Origin of the sequence: Priestia sp. J2 (genome assembly GCF_020790095.1) — a bacterium.
In the GTDB taxonomy this organism is placed as follows: Bacteria; Bacillota; Bacilli; order Bacillales; family Bacillaceae_H; genus Priestia; species Priestia zanthoxyli.
The window spans coordinates 842,010-862,134 of the sequence record NZ_CP086208.1 but is presented as its reverse complement, the minus strand read 5'-3'; the positions used below and the strand labels follow the sequence as shown (position 1 = coordinate 862,134).

Below are 20,125 nucleotides of genomic sequence, written 5' to 3'. Positions count from 1 at the left end.
CCCCCTTTGTATTTTCCTCTTAGATGGATACGGTACTGAGGAAACAGACCACAAAATCCCCTTTTTGTAATCGCTTTCTTTTTTTATTTCTTAGTTTTCAAAAACTGAATGGCATCCCTTGTTTTATCAATATACTCAATCGTCTGGTCATACTGCTGCGCTGCAATACTTAAAAATAGTACATCAATCACATAAAGCTGGGCTAAACGAGACGATGTAGCTGCGCTTCGAAACGGCGCTTCTTGAGAATAAGACGTATACAAACAGATATCAGCTAAAGACGAAACGGTAGACTGTCCGTATTTGGTTAAGCTAATCGTCTTTACTCTGCGATTTTTAGCTAAAGATAAGACGTTGCTTACTTCAGGAGTCTCCCCTGAAAAAGAGATGCCCACAACTACATCGTCTTTACTTGCATTTGCGATGAGTGTAGCTGCTAAATGGCTATCTGCAAAAGCCGTGGCATTTTTATTAATTCGAAGAAATTTTTGCTGCGCATCTATAGCAATAATATGTGAAGCACCAATTCCGAAAAAATGAATGTTTTTTGCTCCAATCAGCGCCAAAACAGCCCGCTCTACTTCTTTATAATTCACAAGCTCAGCCGTATCACTTAGACTTTGAATGCTGTTGCTTGCCGTTTTTTTGACAATAGATTGAATCGTTTCATTTGTTTCAATATCGCGGTATCCTTGCTCCGTATCTCTAGCTAAATCACCGGCTACTCTTACCTTTAATTCTTGAAACCCGCTAACCCCGATAGATTTACACAAACGAATAACAGCAGCACTGCTAGCATTCGCTAGTCTACCTAATTCTCCAGCCGTACTGTTTATCACAGTATGCGGGTTGTTTAAAATATATTCAGCAATTTTCCTCTCCGAATCAGGAAGCTTAGCCACCGTGTTTTTAATCATTGTTAATCCGCCTGTTGACATCGTTTCTCTCCTTTATACGTAATGTTCAATCGCTTTTCTCACATAACCGCCCGCATTATTCAGTAACATCTTCGCGGTGTCGTAATTTTCATTTGCTTTGATCATAACCACTGCTGTTTTTACCTCATTATTTGCTTCTTCAAGCGTTTGACTTGCTCGCTCGTAAGAAACACCTGTAATTTTACAAATAATACCTATCGCTCGTTCCTTAAGCTTTTCATTACTCACATGAACATCTATCATTAAATTTTCATATGCTTTTCCTACTTTAATCATGGCCGCGGTAGAAATCATGTTGAGAATCATTTTATGAGCGCTTGCTGCTTTTAACCTTGTGGAACCTGTTAGCACTTCTGGACCTACTACTACCTCGATGCTATGATCTGCTTCTTTTCCAATAAGTGAATTACCATTGCAAGACAGCGCCACTGTTTTAGCTTTTACAGATTTTGCATATTTCAATGCACCAATCACATAAGGCGTACGTCCGCTTGCAGCAATTCCAATGACTGTGTCTCGTTCATTTAAATGTATTTTTTGTAAATCTGCTGCTCCCAATTCTTCTTTATCTTCTGCACCTTCAACTGCTTTCACAAATGCTTTTTCTCCTCCAGCCATCAGTCCCTGTACCTGATTGGGATTGGTACTGAAAGTAGGCGGGCATTCAACAGCATCCAATACTCCCAGCCGTCCGCTTGTTCCTGCTCCGACATAAATAAGCCGCCCTTCCTTTTGAAACGATTCGCTTACAAACTCAACTGCTACCTCTACGTCTGGAAGTACCTCTTGCACAGCCAGCGCCACTTTTTGATCTTCTTTATTCATTACGTTTAAAATTTCTTTTGTACTAGCCGTATCTATCTTCATGGTCTGCTCGTTTTGAGACTCTGTTGTTAATAACGTAAGCTGTTCATTCATCTTTTCGGCCCCTTTTTCATCATGTAGTGAAGTTATGGTTATTATAATTCGTTTAAAATATAATTTCAATAATTTATTTTATTTTTGAAATTATATTTTAAAAAAACATAAAAAAAGATTTCAGGCATATAGCTGAAATCCTTTTTTATATCTATTTATGATTGTTGAGCAAATGTTAACAGATACTCATCTTGCATTAAAACTTCGTAATCTTTTTCACCATTTCTTACGACGTGTACAGGGACTGTTTTTGCCGGAAGTAATTCAACTGGCTCACGATAGCGTTTTGCTACTCCGTCAATAAGTTCGTTTACTAACTGCTCGTTACTCAGCTCACCCGCCTGATATTTTTCTGCAAGTGGTGTCATGACTTCCGCTAATACACTTGCATCGTTAAATCCTTGAATTTCGACTTGTACGACATACGCATCATCTTCAGCACTATACGCTGCATCTTTAATGGTATATTTTGTAGATGAAAGAGCTTTTAGAAAAGCGCTGCTTACTTCGTTTAACTGCTCATCGGTTATATTTGAGCTCAATGATGATAAAGCCCCTTTAAAATTCGTTTCAAAAAATTTTACAAACGAACTCTTTTGGAACTCCCCTTTTTCTTTTACCTGCTTCTTATCTTGCTGATTCGGATGTTTAACAACAAATTGATCTGTATTTTGATAAACAGTGGCTTGAATTAAAGCATCCACGTATTGGCCCGCTTCCTTGGCATAGGCAGCCTGCTTTTCTTTACTTGGCGTTTCGGTGCTGCTACCATTAGAAGCAGCAGCGGCTTTTGCTTCCACTTTTGGTTTTGTTACATTGTCTAATTGGTTATATGTATACGTATACGTTTGCTTAGACTTTGAGTTTTCTGTTTTTCCGTCTACTTTAACTGAATACGACTGATTTTTTACTACTTTCTTTATTTGCTTCGTTTCTTTATCAATTGTCACAATAAGCGAAAAATCTTTTCCTTTAATTTGGTCAAGGTCTACAGCAGTATCGCTGCCTTGATTTGTTATTTTATAATAAGCTTTAGCATCACCTGCTACAATTTTTTGCTTTTTGTCTTTGTCTCCGTTAAATGTTAATACATACTCTTTGCCTTTTTCGGTGACGTCAAATTCATTCGGAAGATTTTTATCATATTTTTGGTAGTAGCGTATTGGATTTTGTTGAAGCTCCCTAGCGTTATTAATTAAAGCCTTAACGTACTTTTTTTCTTCTCCCTGTACTTTTGTGCTTTCTTCTCCAGCCACAGCTAACGTTTCATCACCGTCATGATACATCTTCAATTCTTCGCCGTTCATTTTTGTGTTAATGTAACCTGCTTTACTTTTAAAATCAAACTCTTGTACTCCGTTGACTTTGTAATCAGACGATCCTTCTTCTTTCCCATTGACTTTCACTTGAACATTTTTCACCTTTTCTTGTGCTTCTTTCACGTCACCCGTTAATTCCTCTGAAGACGGCATCCCACATGCCGAAAGCAATAGAGCGAATGATAGTGCTAAGCCGGTATTCATTATTTTTTTCATCTAAGAAACTCCTTTTTAAATATTTTTCCAAAAATAAGAATCTATGTACTTAGTAAATACACATTTTTACCATTTGTGAAACTCAACTTTACTAAATTACCATATTTACATGTAAATGGTAACCAACAAAAGAAGGAAATTGAACAATAAAAAAGTCACGAATCCGTGACTTTTTTAACAACCTTCATAACTTATTTTTTGTTAGCGCTTTAATTTCAATCTCTTATAATTCCATTACTTGTCCCTATCAGTACTTCTTTACCTTGTTGATTTCGATACACTGATTTGATTTTCACTTTTTGAAAACCATCTGCTTTTTCTACTTCAGTTAATATGCATTCACAGGTAACTGTATCTCCTGCAAAAACTGGACGAAGAAATTCACTCACCATTTCTCTTGCAATGTAGTTTAAGTCTCCCCCTATCTTTGTCCCAATACTAGCAGTCATAAGCCCATGTACCATTAGCCGCCCTTTTTCGTCACGTTCTATATGATGTTTGCCCCGGTCTCCAGTCATCTCCGCAAACTGCATGATTTCTTCCTCTTGAAACGTTCTTTGCCACGTAAATGTATCTCCTGCTTTACATTCCATCTTATCCCTCCCCTTAAGATTATGACTTTACTTTTTAACTATATCACAAAAATGAACAGTCATTCATTTTCACATCAAAAAAATAGCAGAATAAATATATCCTGCTATTTCTGACAAGTAGGACAGTAATAAAGCCTTCTAGAAGCAGCTTGGACTTTTAGAATAGGCGTGCCGTCAATTCGACAAGCTTCTCCTTCACGGTTAAAAACCCAGTGGCGGTATGCAGAGCGCTTTTGCCCTTTCTTTTTTAACGATTCAGCAAGCTTTACATCATTTGTAATGCCACCTGTTTTATAGGACTGTTTTACAAGAGAAATGATTGCTTCAGCTGCCTTTTTAAGCTGTTCTTCCGTGCAGTCTATGGGACGAGCTGCAGGGTTAATTCCCGCTACAAATAGGATTTCACTGCGCAAGTAATTGCCAATCCCAGCTATAAAGCTTTGGTCTAGCAGCAGCGATGCCCACTTTCTACGATAAAATGGTTTAGAATAAAAACGGTCTAAAAGCTCACCTGCCGTTACTTCTTCACTTAAGATATCAGGACCAACCCTTGATACAAAAGGATGAGCTGGAACTTCTTCATCACGCAATACTTCAATATCAGAAGCGCTATAAAGCAGCGCTGATTTTTTTTCATTATGAATTGCAAGGCGCAGCTGTCTGTTTGTAGATGGATAATTGTAAGATGAACGAACATACCATTTTCCATAAAGCTGATTATGTGAGTAAATGGTATAGCCGTTGTCAAAACGAATAAGCATAGCTTTTCCTTTTGTATCTACTCTCTCAATACGAGCTCCTGTTAATACTTCTTCATAATGTTGCAAAGATGGAAAAGCAAACCATATCTCGCGAACAGGAAGACCGATAATCGCTTTTTCCACTTCGTCGGCTGCTCGTCTAATTTCTGGACCTTCTGGCATATAATGAAACTCCTTTCTTGCCTAACTTTCTTCATTTATTATTTCGGTTTTATTTCTGCTTTGCAAGAAAGAAGCGGCTGCGCACTTCTTTTGCTAAAAGAACCTTTAAATTATGCATGACGTTTACTCTTATAGTAAAATGTTGATACCTTTTTTACTTTCTATAGTGTTTATCTTACTTCCTTTGACTTATACTAGTTGGTAACCTTTTAGAAACTTGTTAATTACTTAGCATGAGGAGTTTATTATGAATAATCAATCATTTTCTCCACTATCAGCCGCTGAGATGGCTGTTATTTGGAAGCAATATATGAACGATAAAGCGATTTCTTGTATGCTCAAACAATTTCTTTGTCATGTAGACGATTTAGAGATTCAAAAAGCGATTCAAGGTACACTGCATATCACAACAAAAAACAGTGATGCGCTCACTGCTATCTTTTTAAAAGAAAATATGCCAATCCCGCTTGGTTTCGGAGAAGAAGACCTTGACGCTGAAGCTCCAAAATTATTTTCGGATTCTTTTTATTTGCTTTATTTAAAGCATATTTCAAATGTCCTTCTGCTGTCAGCAACTACGGGCGTCGATGTTGCCGCAAGAAATGATGTACGATCTTTTTTTCGCAGCTTGCTGTTAAAAGCAGAAAAGCTTAACCAAACGATTACAGATTTGTTGTTAGAAAAACAAATTTTTATAGAACTGCCTCCCATTCCTATTGCAGATGCGTCTGATATGAACGATAAAGAACTCTTCTTAGGAAGCTATTTTGATGAAAAGCGGCCGTTAACCGTCATTGAAATTTCTCATATCGTGTCAAGCATACAGACGAACTTAATTGCAAAGGATTTAATTTTAGGGTTTGCTCAAACAGCTCCTTCTCAGGACATTCAGGCTTTTTTATTAAAGGGTAGAGAGCTTGTGCAGCAGCATATTGAATCCCTGTCACAACCGCTAATGGTAGAAAACATACCGGTCACAATGAAGTGGGATTACGGAGTAGAAAAGTCTTCTGTTCCTCCATTTTCAGAAAAACTCATGATGTTTCACCTAGCTGCGATGATTACTGAAAATGTACGTGGCTACGGGCTTGCGATGTCAACAAGCCCCCATTTAGATCTCGCTTTAAACTATACAAACTTCACGACTGAAATTTTGGAATATGCCAAAGAAGTATCAAGAATAAGTATTGAACAAGGATGGCTAGAAGAGCCTCCGCATATTCCATTTCCCAAAATTCACTTGGAATAAAAATAAGCTCGCGCTAAAGCGCGAGCTTATTTTTTAGATTCTCTCCACAGTAAATAAAGAAAATACGGAGCGCCGATAATGCCAATGATTAATCCGGCCGGAATTTCAATCGGAGGAGCAATTCCTCTCCCAATCAAATCTGCTGCTAGTACAAACAAAGCTCCAAGTAAAGCGGCTGTAGGAATCAGTTGTTTATGTCTCGGTCCCACTAACCGTTTGGCCACATGAGGAATAATAAGCCCTACAAAGCCAATGGTGCCAACAACCGATACAACAGCAGCCGTCATTGCCACTGCGCTTGCTAGTAATACTAGACGAATTAACTCTACTCTAGCCCCTAGCCCCCTAGCCACTTCATCGCCTAAATGAATTAAATCTAACCGAGCAGCTAACAGCCAAATCAGCGGTACTAGTATAACGACCCACGGAAGTAAACCAATCAATTGATCCCATGTTCTTCCCCATAAGCTGCCGCTCAGCCAAATGAGTGCTGCGTTTACGTTTGGATTTGCTTTTGAAATTAACAAGTGAATACCGGATGAACAAAAAGCGCTGACCGCTACACCTATTAACGCAAATCGAATAGGTTCTACTCCTTTTTTATAAGCAAGCAAATAGACGATTACGAAGACAAAGGAGCCTCCTGCAAACGCAGCGACTGATAAAACAGACGGACTTGCTAAAGGCAGTAAAATAGTGACTGCAACAGCAGCTAACCCTGATCCGCTTGAAAGACCTAATGTATCTGGACTAGCGAGCGGATTTCTCATAATAGACTGTACGACGACTCCGGACACAGCTAGGCCGATCCCGGTTAAAATAGCCAGCAAAATACGAGGCAGGCGAAATTCTACCAAAATAGACGTCAAGTCAGGATCGCCAATGCCAATAAAAGACGTAATAATATCTAAAGGAGGTATGTTAATGTCTCCTAAGCTAAGGCTTATCACGCTTAGCGCTATAATTAAGACAGAAAGAATGATAAACAGGCCGACAGACTTGAATCGAGATGGCTGCTTTTTTGTTTTATTGACAGTCTGCATATATACTCATGCCTTCCTTTCTGTTTTTTTGCGTCTCGCTAAGTAAATAAAGTACGGTGTTCCAAGCAATGCTGTTACTGCACCTACAGGGGTCTCATACGGGTATGTAATAAATCGCGACAATACGTCTGCTAATAGCAGTAAAGATGCACCAAGCAGCGCGCTCATTGGCAAAACAACTCGGTAATCTACACCTATTAAATAGCGCACCATATGAGGAACAACAAGCCCTATAAATCCAATAGGACCCGCAATCGCCACTGAAACACCAGCTAATACAATCACAACAACTGCAGTGAACGCTCTAATGGCAAAGACTCGCTGCCCGAGTCCTCTAGCTACATCATCTCCTAAAGATAACAAAGAAGACGCTCTTCCCAGACCAAACGCAATCAGCAGACCTACAATGCTAAAAGGAAGCAACACGTGAACATGTCCCCAGTCCCGCCCAATAACTGAGCCGGTGAGCCAGAACATAACGCCTTCTGTTTTGCTTTCATTAAAAATTAGCAGCGTTTGTGTAAGAGACATAAGCATACCTTGTATAGCGACACCCGTTAAAGCAAGCTTTACATCGCTGTCTCCTCCTTTAATCAACGAACTCATGACGTAGACAATAACAGCAGCAAAGGCGCCTCCTAAAAATGCTCCAAACACCCCGCCAATCATGCTTACACCCGGCACTAAAACCGTTAAAAATACCATTGCCGCTGATGCCCCGGCATTAATACCAAAAATACCTGGAGAAGCTAATGGATTTCTAGTTAATGCTTGCATCAACGCTCCGGCGACTGCCAAGTTAGCACCAACAAATGCCGTTACCAATAGGCGAGGCAGGCGGACCGTTTGAATAATAGATTGTTCTTTTGATCCGTCAAAATCTAGTAAAGCTTGCTTAATCGTTCCAAAAGAAATATGTATAGAACCGATGGAAATAGATAAAAACATAGAAATCAGTAAAAGAATGATAACAGCAAGAAAAATAGCTATTATGCGAAGTGGAGATTTGTTTCTTTTGGATAAACCGTGAACAGCTTTCATAGTAGACTGCGCCTCCTTCCATTTGAAAGTTCAATAAAAAGAAAAAAACAACCCCGCTGGATTGTTCTTTTCTTCGTTATTATTTGCCTTCAAATAATAACTTTTCTGCTTCATCTGCAATACCATTTGCACCTTGTACACTTCGGCGAAGAGACCATTTAAATACATCAACTTCATACACTTGATTATTTTTAACCGCTTTTAGCTCTTTCCATAATGGCTGTTTTGCTAAAGGCGTATGACCTTTTTCATTTCGCATAACAATGAGTTTGTCTGGATCTGCTTTTACGAGCTGTTCCATTGTCATTTTTACACTGTACTCTTTTGTAGGATCTGTTAATGCATTTTTGAAGCCTAATTGCTCAAGAACACCCGTTGTAAAGAAATTTGAAGTTCTAGCATTAATATTACCATTTGCATCAGCGATAACAAGTACATTGCCCGGATTTTTTGGCGCTTTTGCTTTTAAATCCTTCATTTTTTGCTTATGCTCTTCTACAACTTTTTCAACTTTTGCCTTCTTGCCAACCGCTTCTCCTACTTTTAACTCCGTATTTAGTAAATCATCGTAATTAGCATTTAAATTTTTCAATTCAATTGTTGGCGCAATTTTCGATAATTCTTTATATACATTTTTATGACGTTCTGAATCAGCGATAATCAAATCTGGCTTCAACAGTTTAATCGACTCCAAGCTAGGCTGTGCTCGCGTGCCAACTGATTTGTATCCTTTAATTTCTTTTAGTACATCTTTATCAATAAGCTGTTCTGCTTTATCATCATCAGCTACTCCTACAGGTTTAATACCAGCATCTAACAATGCATCAATAAAACCTAACTCTAATACAACTACTCGCTTTGGATTTTCTTTTACTTTTGTCTCTCCAAGCTCATGTTTAACCACTCTTGTTTTTTCATTTTTTTCATCGGCTGAATTTTCCTTGTTCGTACTGCTGCAGCCGATAAGCATTCCGATTGCCAGCATTGTAATAAAAGCCAGCAGTCCTATTTTTTTCTTATTCAAATGTCATTCCTCCTGCTTGTATCTTTATGTAGATAATTGACTCTTGAAACTGATAATCGTTATCATTATATCAGTTTTATCTATTTAAACAAGCTGATTCGTTATTTTTTAATTAAAAAAGTTATACCCATTCTATAAAAAAAGAAAGGACGCAGTAGGAGCGTCCTTTCTTTTTAATCTTCAATACAAAGATACTGAATCACTTCTTTTAAACTTTTCTCTTTCATCGATTCGATATGTAAGTGATATCTTTCGAATGACAGGTGTTTAGTTAACGGATTTGGTACAATTACACAGCGCAAGCCTGCTGCCATGGCAGCTTTTGCTCCATTAGAAGAATCTTCAAATGCTAAAGCTTCAGAGGGTTCTACTCCTAGCTTTTCAATTGCATTTCGGTAAAGAGCCGGATCTGGCTTCACTTTTTCTACATCATCGCGCGTTTGAATGACTTCAAAATAGTGCAGCAAATCTAGCTCTTTTAAAAATGCCGTTACCCAGTCGCGATACGAGCTGCTTGCTAAACCAATTTTTAATCCAAGTTCTTTTGCTTCTGCCAAGTACTCTGCTACACCTTCTCGGGCTACTAATGATTTCATTTTTTCTTGATGACGTCTTAACGATTCTTGAGCCAGTTCCTCTTTCGTGAACTCATTGTTAAACTGCTGAAGCAAGTAATCGTAAAGTGCCGTAGCATCCGTTCCCACATAAGAAGCAAACGTTGCAATTGGTAGATCTACTCCCCTGTCTTCTAACATTTCGCGGTACACTTCGTACCACACTGATTCTGTATCAATAATTAACCCATCAAAATCAAATACAACTGCTTTAATCATAATTTACCTACCTTTTTCTATCTTATCGTTCTTACATAGTAACACGTTCAAAATACGTAATCCATAAATGTGGCTTCTTTAATAAGATAGGCTTAAACAGGTAGTTTCTATCCTTACTTTTCTCCGACTTTCATCAAAGGTGACATTTCTTCTGTTTCCTTAAACTCAATGGAAGACAGCTGTCTTCTAAAACCTTTCGTTGCATACACTAAATAAACTAAACCGGCAATCGCCCAGCCAATACCAAGTAAAAATGAATTGCGCTCCAAGTTAAGCCATAAAACGCCAATCGCCGCTGCTCCTAATAGTGGCATAATAATGTATGACCAAAAACCCTTAGCCGACCGGTGCTGCTTTTGATGAACAGCATAGTGCGCAATAACCGAAATATTAACAAAAGAAAACGCAATGAGTGCTCCAAAATTAATAAATGACGTAGCCGTTGCCAGACTAAAGAAAATGGCAGTTGCTGATACCACTCCGACTAATACAATATTTCGCGAAGGTGTACGCAGCTTAGGATGAACATAACCAAAAAATGACTGAGGTAAAATTCGGTCGCGTCCCATTACGTATAATAAACGCGAAACGCTTGCATGCGATGACATGCCTGATGATAATGTTCCTGCAATTCCTCCAGCTAAAAAGACAATTTGAAACAGCGTACCGCTCACATACATAGCAATTTCAGGAGCCGCAGCGTCTGGATGCTTGAATCCTTCTAACGTCGGAAAAACCGCTTGAATAAAATAAGATGTCACGGTAAACATGACTCCTCCGATTAACGCAACTAAAAAAATAGCTCGCGGAATCGTTTTTTTAGGATTGGGCGTTTCTTCTGATAACATAGCCACTGCATCAAACCCTAAATAGGAAAAACACATAAGTGTAGCTCCTGCTATTAGCCCTGATGACGTCATGTTCTGATTAAAGAAGGGCTTCATAGAAAAAAGTGTTCCTTCCCCCATTCCGCCTAGCAAGGCTTTGATTGAAACAGCAACAAACAATGCTAAAATCGTCATTTGAAATACAACAAGAAACGTATTGAAATTGGCAGTGAAATTAACGCTTCGTAAATTTAGCAGCGTAACGATAATGACGAAACTGACAACCCAAATCCACGATGGTACCGAAGGAAAAATAGATGATAAATAAATTTGAAAAATAAGTGCGTTAACCATCGGTAAAAAGAGATAATCCATTAGTGCAGACCAGCCAACTAGGAACCCTAAATGTGGATTGATTGTCTTTTGCGTATATGTATAGGCTGAGCCTGCATTTGGAAACACTTGAATCATCTTTTTGTAGCTTACTGCCGTGAGAAGCATCCCGACAAGGGCTATGATATAAGATGTGGGAACGTGTCCATTCGTCATATCAGACGCAATCCCAAACGTATCAAACACTACCATCGGAGTCATATATCCGATCCCCATTAATACAATCTGCCATAATTTCAACGACCTTTTTAATGTTACTGTTTCATGTTTCATTTATCTTCCCCCTTCACTTTATTAAGAACATTCTGACAATTTAACCCATAAATGCATATAATTTAATTTCTTTATATAAAAATGAATGACTTTCATTCATTTTTATATAAAGAGTTGTTACATTTACTATAAGCAAATATATGATTTATTTCTTTAAGTTGGTAAGGGTTGCTAACAAACTATCTTTTTCTTTTATCATATTATGAAAGCGCTTTATTTTAAATAGCTATATATTCCTAATCTCCTGCTATATCCACGCAGAAATACCCTCTGAATAAGAGGGATTTCTGCTTACAAACTGTTATTTAATCATCGTATCCAATGACTCTCTTTTCGTTTTCACTGCAACTAAACTAGCAAAATCATGAATGATTGTAGCTGCAAGCAAAGAGGTTATCTGCGTTGGATCATAAGCGGGCAGCACTTCTACCAAGTCGAATCCAACATAGTTAAATCCCGTCAGAGAACGGATCATTTGCAGCGTTTCTCTGCTGCTGAATCCGCCTACTTCAAGCGTTCCCGTTCCCGGTGCACACGAAGGGTCAACAAAATCAATATCAAATGTTAAAAAGCACGGGGTATCTCCAATCGCTGTCTTCATTTGCTCCAAAATCAATGAAAACCCTTGATGTTCAAGCTCTCTTGCCGTTACTACATGGTAACCGAGATCTTTGCTTTCTTGAACATCTCCCGGATGATTTAATGTTCCGCGAATACCAATTTGAAAAACTTTCTTCGGATCTACTAGCCCTTCTTCATATGCGCGTATAAAAGGAGATCCGTGCCAATATTTTTCATCATAATACGTATCCCACGTATCTGTATGAGAATCAAAATGAATCATAGCCACTGGGCCATATCTTTTAGCAGCAGCACGAAGGCTTGCTAAAGTAACAGAATGATCTCCTCCGATTCCAATTGGAACGATTCCTCTATCCATAAGAGCTCCTACCGCTTCTTCCATCAATTCATAGCTTCTGTGAATATTGTGCGGAATAACCGGCACATCACCAATATCAATGGCATTTGTATCATCAAATGGGTATACGTCGTGTACCGGGTGATAAGGAAACAGCGTCATGGAAGCTTGACGAATGGCTTGAGGTGCAAAGCGTGCACCTACTCTGAAAGATGCTGCCGTATCAAACGGCATTCCTACTAGCCCTACTTTTGCATTTTCTCTTTCCGCTGGCAGCCTCATAAATGAGCCCGTTGTACAAAACTCTGGTTTGACATCTGGGGACAATGGATATTTCATAATTTACTCCTCCGTTTCAATGATTTCAGTTAGTCGCTAGGCATTTCCACTACTAAAATCATTGAAAGCAATACAGGAATAAGAAACGTTTGACGACTCATATTCATTGCTCCTTGTTACATTTATTGGTGGTTCAGCTCATTTAATACTTTTTCAAATGTAGAAATGACTTGATCTACTTCTTCAGCTGCAATAGTCAACGGTGGCTCAATACGAATTGTTTTAGAGTTTACAAGCGTCCCAGCTACTAGAATTCCTTCATCAAACATTCCCTTAGAAAGCGCGTAGCCAATTTCATCTTGGTGGAACTCAATTCCAATCATTAAGCCTTGCCCTCTGATTTCAAGTACTTTATCTCCATGGTTTTCAGCAGCTTTCTTTAAACCAGCAAGGAAATATTCTCCTAGCTCTTTTGCACGGTTTGGCAGCTGTTCTTCAATCAACACGTTAATAGTTGCAATAGCCGCTGCGCAGGCAAGCGGGTTGCCTCCAAACGTTGTTGTGTGCATAAACGGATTATCAAAGAAGCTTGAAAACACTTTTTCTTTTGCTACAACCGCGCCAGCAGGCATAACTCCTCCTCCAAACGCTTTAGCAAGACATAAAATATCGGGTACAACATCGTATAATTCTGATGCAAACATTTCACCGGTACGTCCCATGCCTGTTTGAACTTCATCAAAAATTAAGATAGCGTCGTACTCATCACATAGTGCACGCACTTCTTTTAAATAATTTTCAGGAGGAAGAATAATGCCCCCTTCTCCTTGAATTGGTTCTAATAAAACAGCTGCCACATCTTCCCCTACAAGCGCGCACGTTTCAAATGTTTTGCGCATCATGTCAATATCACCAAACGGTACATGACGGAAACCTGGAATTAACGGCAGAAATGGTTTACGGAACATTCCTTTTGCCGTACCTGATAAAGAACCTAGACTTTTTCCATGAAAAGAACGTGTTGTGGAAATAAACGTTGTTCGATCACTATACATTTTCGCTAGTTTTAAAGCGGCTTCTACACTTTCTGTTCCGCTGTTTGTGAAAAAGGAATACTTCAAATCCCCCGGTGTAATATCTGCTAAAATTTTAGCAAGCATCGCACGAAGTGGATCTAATAAGTCTTGGCTATGAAGGGCTTGACGCTGAAGCTGATCTTGAACAGCTTTGACTACTTTAGGATGACGGTGTCCCACGTTATAAATTCCAAACCCGCCCAAACAATCAATGTATTTTTTACCGTTTACATCCGTAAAACAAGAACCTTCATCTGACCATTCAACAGCTGCAAACTGCGTATCCACCGTTACTGTTTTACGATATTCTAAAAAGCCTGGGTTGACATGCTCGCGAAATCCGTCTACTGTTTCTTTCGTAATCCACTGTGCTTCTTCAGCTGATACTTCACTTTTTTCAATAAGTCCCAGCACTTTGTTGATATATTCGTTTACTTCACCGTATGCTTTGTTTACCTCTTGATTTTTCGTCACTGTATTCATTTTAATATCGCTCCTTCTCTACTTTTTAATTTTTAAACCAGCCGATTGGCTCTACTTGTAAATTAATATTAATTTGTTTTACTTCTTGAAATTCTTCCAAACCAAACGTTCCTAGCCCTCGGCCAATTCCGCTCTGCTTATATCCGCCCCAAGGCGCTTCATTAAACGTAAAATGATACGTGTTTACCCAAGTGATACCCGCACGCAGCTTTTTAATCACTCGAAGAGCTTTTGCACCGTCGTTTGTAAACACGCTGCCTGCTAAACCATATTCCGTATCATTTGCAAGCTTAATAGCTTCTTTTTCATCTTTAAACGTTTGAATAACGACAACAGGCCCAAAGATTTCATCTTGCACAATTTTCATATTTGACGTAACGTTACTAAAAACCGTAGGTTCTACAAAAAAACCTTTTTCCAACCCACTGCTGGTGATTCGATTGCCTCCGCATACAAGGCGAGCGCCTTCTTGCTTTCCAATTTCGATGTACTTTAATACTTTTTTCATATGTTCTTCACTTACAAGAGGGCCCATTTCAATCTCTTGATCCATTCCATTTCCTACTTTAATTTTTTGAGCACGCTCTGCAAAACGTTCGATAAATCGCTCAGCAATGCTTTCTTCTACTAAAATACGAGAACCTGCAGCGCAAATTTGGCCGCTCCCTGCAAAAATTCCAAACAAGGCATAATCTACAGCTGTTTCAAAATCAGCGTCAGCAAATATAATGTTCGGTGACTTTCCTCCAAGTTCTAAAGAGACTTTCGTTACATTTTCTGCTGCTTGACGCATAATGTGTTTTCCAGTTACCGTTCCGCCTGTAAAAGAAATCTTATCAACACGCTTATCTTGAATAAGCGTATTTCCCACAGTATCTCCGGCTCCCATAACAAGGTTTGCCACTCCTTTTGGCAATCCTACGCTTTCTAAGATCTCAAAAAGTTTTGTAGGAGTAACTGGTGTCACTTCAGAAGGTTTAAATACAATCGTATTTCCTGCAGCTAAAGCAGGTGCAATTTTCCACACGCTCATTAATAGCGGATAATTCCAAGGTACAATCAATCCGCACACGCCGATTGGTTCTTTTATAACCATTGCTTGCATAGGTGCAGGAACGCTGTACGTTTGACCGTCTGGCTTTGTAATTAACCCAGCGTAATACCTAAAACAAGCAGCTGCATCTTCCACATCAGCCTCAGCTTCACGATAGGGCTTTCCGTTATCCATTGTTTCTAATGTTGCTAGTTCTTCTTTCGCTTCCTCAAGCTTATCGGCAATCTTGAATAAGATGGCTGCTCTGTCAGATGCAGAAGTCTCAGACCAAATTCCGTTGTCAAAGGCTTCTCGTGCTGCTTCAATTGCTGCTTTCATATCTTCTGCGCTGCCTTCTGCAGCATATCCAATCACTTCACCTGTCGCTGGATTAACAGTAGAGCGCTGCTTCTCTGCTTTTCTCCATTCTCCGTTTATGTACATATTCAAGGTTAAAGTTTTAACGGCTGTACGATCCATAAAATACCTCCTTATCGAATAACGACTGATTGTCAGTCATTTCAAACCTTAAAAAACTTATAATTCTGATAATTAATTGTATATTTTGAATGAATGTCAGTCATTTTAGTAGGTGTAATATCAGCAGTGCTAATATTACACGGATGGCACAAGAGAACGCTTTAAGAATTGAAAAAGTTCTTCCTTTGATTGCTCAAGTGTGACATCTTGCTCTCGCCCGATATAAAAAAGTTCAGCAGCATTTTCAATCAAATTAATCATCGTCTTAGCTGTCCATTTAACGTTAAGCTGCTTGATGACTTCTTCCTTTCTAACAGCCTGATTTAATACCTCTTCAAACCAGTTGTAATAAGGTAAATAAATAGCTTCCCATGTTTCTAATGAATAGTCAAAAGCGAGCCCTGAATAGCATAAAACAAGAACATCCCTATATTCATCTGTTGTTTTATACGTTTCGTCAATCATTACCTCTAATGTACTTAAAAAATCCGTTGCTGTTTTAGCTCGTTCTTTGATTTTTTCAAGTGACAAAGAAAGTAAGTTTTCTGCAATAGCCGGAACAAGAGCATTTTTAGATCTGAAATAAAGATAAAAAGTCCCTTGTGCTACGCCTGCACGCTTTACAATGTCTGAAATTGATGTTTTATCAAGTCCTTTTTCAGATATGACTTCAATCGCTGCCTGTAAAATCTTATCGTATTTTTCACTTGTGCTTGTAACCAACTTTTTCCCTCCACCTATAAAATGAATGACTTTCATTCATTTTACTATAAGAAGTTGAAATTATGCAAGATAAAATTTTCTGAATCTTTAAATTCAATCAAAAATTTATCCGTATGCTGGCTTCAAAAATATTTTTTTATTTTATCAATTTCCTCTCACGTTTCTTATATGTCTCACTGTTATCTTTCTTCCTTTTACAATTCAAGGTAAAAGCTGATGCAAAGCTCTTTAATCACCTATTCTTCCTAAAAAATAACTTTATTAAAAAGATATTTTTTCGTATCGGTTTATACGGCTCAATTGCCGAATTACTCTTGACTTGAAGTTGACGGAGTAAAAAAAAGAGTGATAACATGTAAGACTGATTCTACAGTCACTTATTTTATCCATTTATTTCCCATATTTTCTCTTAACTACGATGTACATTTTTAGCTAAAAATAACTTTATAACGCCGAAAAATCACCCACTCTATTTCACATTTTATATTTTTTATGTTTACCACCTAAAAAAACCGGGTATAAACTTCGTTGTGTTTAGCATCCGTTCTACATATCAGTCATATTGATTTAAAACTTTATAAAGGAGTTACATTGCATGAAGAAACTATTTTTAATCAGCATGATTTGTTTTCTTCTAGTTATTACTTCAGCTTGCGGCAACGGTAATGGCGCCTTTAAAGATAAAAAAACCATTACCATCGGCATGAATAACTATACTGAAAACATTGCCTACACGTACGTATGGAAACAGATTTTAGAAGATCGAGGTTATAAGGTTAGAACTGTTTTCTTAGAGAAAGCCGGTGTTTGGGTAGGAACAGCTAATAACGACATTGATATTTCGTTTGCACCATGGCTTCCTACAACAGATGCGCCTTTTTACAAAAAGTATAAAGATCAAGTAAACATTGAAGACCCTTGGCTTAAAAATGCGCGCTTAGGATTTGCGGTTCCCGCCTATATGAAAGACGTGAACACAACAGAAGACCTTGCTAAGGTTGCTTCTGATGTCGATAACAAAGTTATTGGAATTGACCCAGGCTCCAGCATTAACGGATTAGCCGAACAAGCGTTAAAAGATTATAACCTTAAAAGCTATACGCTTGTAAAATCGTCTGAGGCAGCTATGCTCAGTGAACTGCGCAAAGCCTATGAGGCAAAAAAACCAATTGTTGTTACTATGTGGAATCCTCACTGGGCTTTTGCAGACTTTGACATCAAATATTTAGAAGATCCTAAAAACTCGTTTGGAGACCCTGACAACATTTACACAATGACAAGCAAGGAATTTAAAAAGACAAATCCTCAAGTCATAAAATGGATGAATAATGCACAGATGAACGATAAATTAATCAGTCCTCTTCTGTCACAAGTTGAAAAATCTTCAAACCCTGAAGAAGCAGCACAGAAATGGGTAAAAAAACATAAAAAGTTAATCGATAGTTGGACGAAAAAGTAATGAACGTAAAAGAAAACAACAATTGAGGTGGACATATGGAACACGTAAAATTAAAAGTACAAAATATAACCAAAGTGTTTGGTAAGAATCCGTCAAAAGCGATTGATTTACTTCAAAAAGGAAAAACAAAAAAAGAAATTCTAGAAGAAACAGGAATGACAATTGGAGTTAATCAAGCAAACTTCGAAATCAAATCCGGTGAAATCTTCGTCATTATGGGCCTGTCTGGAAGCGGTAAATCCACTTTAGTTCGCATGTTTAACCGCCTTGTTGAACCAACATCTGGATCTCTTATTTTAGACGGTGACGATGTAGTAAAAATGAACAAAGAGGAACTTCGCGACATGCGCCGAAAAAAAATGAGCATGGTTTTCCAAAACTTTGCTTTATTCCCTCACCGTACGGTTCTTGATAACACAGAATACGGATTAGAAGTTCAAGGTACACCAAAAGCCGAACGCGAAAAGAAAGCAAAAGAAGCGCTTGAATTAGTAGGTTTAAAAGGATACGAAAATCAATATCCCGGTGAACTGAGCGGCGGTATGCAGCAGCGCGTCGGACTAGCTCGAGCACTTGCCAATGACCCTGACATTTTATTAATGGATGAGGCATTCAGTGCACTAGATCCGCTTATTCGTAAAGACATGCAAGATTTTTTGCTGGAGCTTCAAGAAAAAATGGAGCGAACAATCATTTTTATTACCCATGATCTTGATGAAGCTCTTCGAATCGGAGATCGCATCGTTTTAATGAAAGACGGCAGTGTTGTTCAAGTAGGAACACCTGAAGAAATTATGACAAACCCTGCCAATGATTATGTAGAGCGCTTTGTCGAAGACGTTAATGTAGCTAAAGTATACACAGCTGAAAGCGTGATGAATCGTGCCGAATCCATTACCGTAGACCGTGGTCCGCGCGTGGCTCTTAAAATTATGCAAGAAGCTGGTTATTCAAGCATCTACGTCGTAGACAAGAAAAAAACTCTTCTAGGAGTTGTAACGGCAGATGATATCAGCCGCGCCATTAAACAAGATAAACTGACAGCAGACGTATTAGATACGGATATTCCGACTGTTACGACAGATACGCTACTAGAAAACTTGTACGACAAAATGGTTATCAGCCGTTTCCCGCTACCGGTTGTAGATGAAAACCATCGTCTGCGCGGCATCATTAAAAAAGAGCGAGTGATTGAAGCACTTGCCGGTACTGATAGTAATGAGGTGAACGTAAATGAATAGTATTCCTAAAATTCCCGTTGGCAATTGGATTGACCATTTTGTCACGTTTTTAAATGATAATATCAAAGGGTTTTTTGATGTTATTTCAGCTATTGTCGATGGTATTGTAAGTTTTATTGTACTAGTGCTAACCTTTCCACCAGCATTAATTTTAATCTTAATTGTCGGAATCATTGCTTGGTTTTCAAGTAAAAAATGGTCATTTACTATTTTATCGATGATTGGTCTATTATTTATTCTTAATCTTGGCTACTGGCAAGAAACAATGGACACACTAGCCCTCGTTTTAACAAGCGTATTAATTTCAATTATAGTAGGAATCCCGCTAGGCATTTGGGCATCTCAAAGCGAAAAGACAGCTCGGATTATTACGCCAATCTTAGACTTTATGCAAACGATGCCGGCATTTGTGTATTTGATTCCAGCACTTTTCTTCTTTGGAATTGGTGTGGTGCCAGGTGTTATCTCATCTGTTATCTTTGCAATGCCTCCAACGATTCGCTTAACGAACCTAGGTATTCGTGAAGTACCCGCTGACTTAGTAGAAGCAGCAAATGCCTACGGTTCAACAACAAAACAAAAATTATTTAAAGTACAGCTTCCATTAGCTACAAAAACAATTATGGCAGGAATTAACCAAAGCATCATGCTATCTCTTTCAATGGTCGTTATTGCCTCTCTTGTAGGTGCTCCGGGACTTGGTGCAGAAGTATATCGTGCAGTTTCTCGACTTGAAGTCGGCACGGGCTTTGAAGCTGGAATTTCAATCGTTATTTTAGCAATTATTTTAGACCGTATTACGCAATATTTTGGAAATCGTTCAAACCAACGAGCATAAGTAA

18 protein-coding genes are annotated in these 20,125 nt (G+C 38.5%); 4 read left to right on the top strand and 14 right to left on the bottom strand.

Features of this window, described 5'->3' with window-relative positions; genetic code table 11:
* Positions 1-83: 83 nt before the first annotated feature.
* The 5 genes from LJY09_RS04475 to nei all read right to left on the bottom strand — a co-directional run bounded on the left by LJY09_RS04475 (position 84) and on the right by nei (position 4,907).
* Positions 84-938 (bottom strand): MurR/RpiR family transcriptional regulator, encoded by an 855-nt coding sequence (locus LJY09_RS04475; protein ID WP_028412146.1) that lies wholly within the window; start codon positions 936-938, stop codon positions 84-86.
* A gap of 12 nt (positions 939-950) precedes the next feature.
* Positions 951-1,856, bottom strand: a complete 906-nt coding sequence (murQ, locus tag LJY09_RS04470; protein WP_228307496.1) for an N-acetylmuramic acid 6-phosphate etherase — start codon at positions 1,854-1,856, stop codon at positions 951-953.
* Positions 1,857-2,011: 155 nt separating this feature from the next.
* The gene (locus tag LJY09_RS04465) at positions 2,012-3,391 is read right to left on the bottom strand and encodes a DUF6612 family protein (protein WP_154973510.1); all 1,380 of its coding nucleotides are present in this window, start codon (positions 3,389-3,391) and stop codon (positions 2,012-2,014) included.
* A gap of 215 nt (positions 3,392-3,606) precedes the next feature.
* Positions 3,607-3,984: an FAS1-like dehydratase domain-containing protein gene (locus LJY09_RS04460; protein WP_013055587.1), complete on the bottom strand. Its 378-nt coding sequence runs from the start codon at positions 3,982-3,984 to the stop codon at positions 3,607-3,609.
* A 104-nt stretch (positions 3,985-4,088) separates the two neighbouring features.
* Positions 4,089-4,907 carry an endonuclease VIII gene (gene nei, locus LJY09_RS04455; RefSeq protein WP_154973512.1) on the bottom strand — a complete coding sequence of 273 codons (819 nt, stop codon included), beginning with the start codon at positions 4,905-4,907 and terminating at the stop codon, positions 4,089-4,091.
* Positions 4,908-5,154: 247 nt separating this feature from the next.
* Here nei and LJY09_RS04450 point away from each other — a divergent pair, with 247 nt between their 5' ends.
* Positions 5,155-6,156, top strand: a complete 1,002-nt coding sequence (locus tag LJY09_RS04450; protein ID WP_228307495.1) for a DUF3231 family protein — start codon at positions 5,155-5,157, stop codon at positions 6,154-6,156.
* A gap of 26 nt (positions 6,157-6,182) precedes the next feature.
* On the opposite strand, the gene LJY09_RS04445 is transcribed toward LJY09_RS04450, so the two are convergent.
* From LJY09_RS04445 to LJY09_RS04405, 9 genes are all read right to left on the bottom strand, one after another.
* Positions 6,183-7,199, bottom strand: a complete 1,017-nt coding sequence (locus LJY09_RS04445) for a FecCD family ABC transporter permease (protein ID WP_028412140.1) — start codon at positions 7,197-7,199, stop codon at positions 6,183-6,185.
* Between the two features lie 6 nt (positions 7,200-7,205).
* On the bottom strand, positions 7,206-8,240 hold the full coding sequence (locus LJY09_RS04440) for a FecCD family ABC transporter permease (RefSeq protein WP_154973513.1): 1,035 nt from the start codon (positions 8,238-8,240) through the stop codon (positions 7,206-7,208).
* A 79-nt stretch (positions 8,241-8,319) separates the two neighbouring features.
* Complete coding sequence (locus tag LJY09_RS04435) at positions 8,320-9,264, bottom strand: ABC transporter substrate-binding protein (protein WP_028412138.1); 945 nt, start codon at positions 9,262-9,264, stop codon at positions 8,320-8,322.
* A 173-nt stretch (positions 9,265-9,437) separates the two neighbouring features.
* Positions 9,438-10,097: an HAD family hydrolase gene (locus LJY09_RS04430; protein WP_014461428.1), complete on the bottom strand. Its 660-nt coding sequence runs from the start codon at positions 10,095-10,097 to the stop codon at positions 9,438-9,440.
* A gap of 113 nt (positions 10,098-10,210) precedes the next feature.
* Complete coding sequence (locus tag LJY09_RS04425; RefSeq protein WP_154973515.1) at positions 10,211-11,590, bottom strand: APC family permease; 1,380 nt, start codon at positions 11,588-11,590, stop codon at positions 10,211-10,213.
* A gap of 301 nt (positions 11,591-11,891) precedes the next feature.
* Entirely contained in the window at positions 11,892-12,848 is a 957-nt protein-coding gene (gene speB / locus LJY09_RS04420) for an agmatinase (RefSeq protein ID WP_033578139.1), read from the bottom strand.
* A gap of 122 nt (positions 12,849-12,970) precedes the next feature.
* Positions 12,971-14,347: a putrescine aminotransferase gene (locus LJY09_RS04415; RefSeq protein ID WP_033578138.1), complete on the bottom strand. Its 1,377-nt coding sequence runs from the start codon at positions 14,345-14,347 to the stop codon at positions 12,971-12,973.
* Between the two features lie 25 nt (positions 14,348-14,372).
* Complete coding sequence (locus LJY09_RS04410) at positions 14,373-15,860, bottom strand: aldehyde dehydrogenase family protein (protein WP_028412133.1); 1,488 nt, start codon at positions 15,858-15,860, stop codon at positions 14,373-14,375.
* Positions 15,861-15,995: 135 nt separating this feature from the next.
* Positions 15,996-16,583: a TetR/AcrR family transcriptional regulator gene (locus LJY09_RS04405; RefSeq protein WP_028412132.1), complete on the bottom strand. Its 588-nt coding sequence runs from the start codon at positions 16,581-16,583 to the stop codon at positions 15,996-15,998.
* Between the two features lie 595 nt (positions 16,584-17,178).
* On the opposite strand from LJY09_RS04405, the gene LJY09_RS04400 reads away from it, so the two are divergent.
* From LJY09_RS04400 to LJY09_RS04390, 3 genes are read left to right on the top strand one after another with little or no spacing between them, the layout of a single operon-like run.
* Positions 17,179-18,042 carry a glycine betaine ABC transporter substrate-binding protein gene (locus tag LJY09_RS04400; protein WP_028412131.1) on the top strand — a complete coding sequence of 288 codons (864 nt, stop codon included), beginning with the start codon at positions 17,179-17,181 and terminating at the stop codon, positions 18,040-18,042.
* A gap of 35 nt (positions 18,043-18,077) precedes the next feature.
* Positions 18,078-19,283, top strand: coding sequence for a quaternary amine ABC transporter ATP-binding protein (locus LJY09_RS04395; protein WP_013081886.1), 1,206 nt, complete (start codon positions 18,078-18,080; stop codon positions 19,281-19,283).
* Positions 19,276-20,121, top strand: a complete 846-nt coding sequence (locus LJY09_RS04390; protein WP_013081885.1) for an ABC transporter permease — start codon at positions 19,276-19,278, stop codon at positions 20,119-20,121. The genes LJY09_RS04395 and LJY09_RS04390 overlap by 8 nt, the downstream gene beginning before the upstream one ends.
* Positions 20,122-20,125 lie beyond the last annotated feature (4 nt).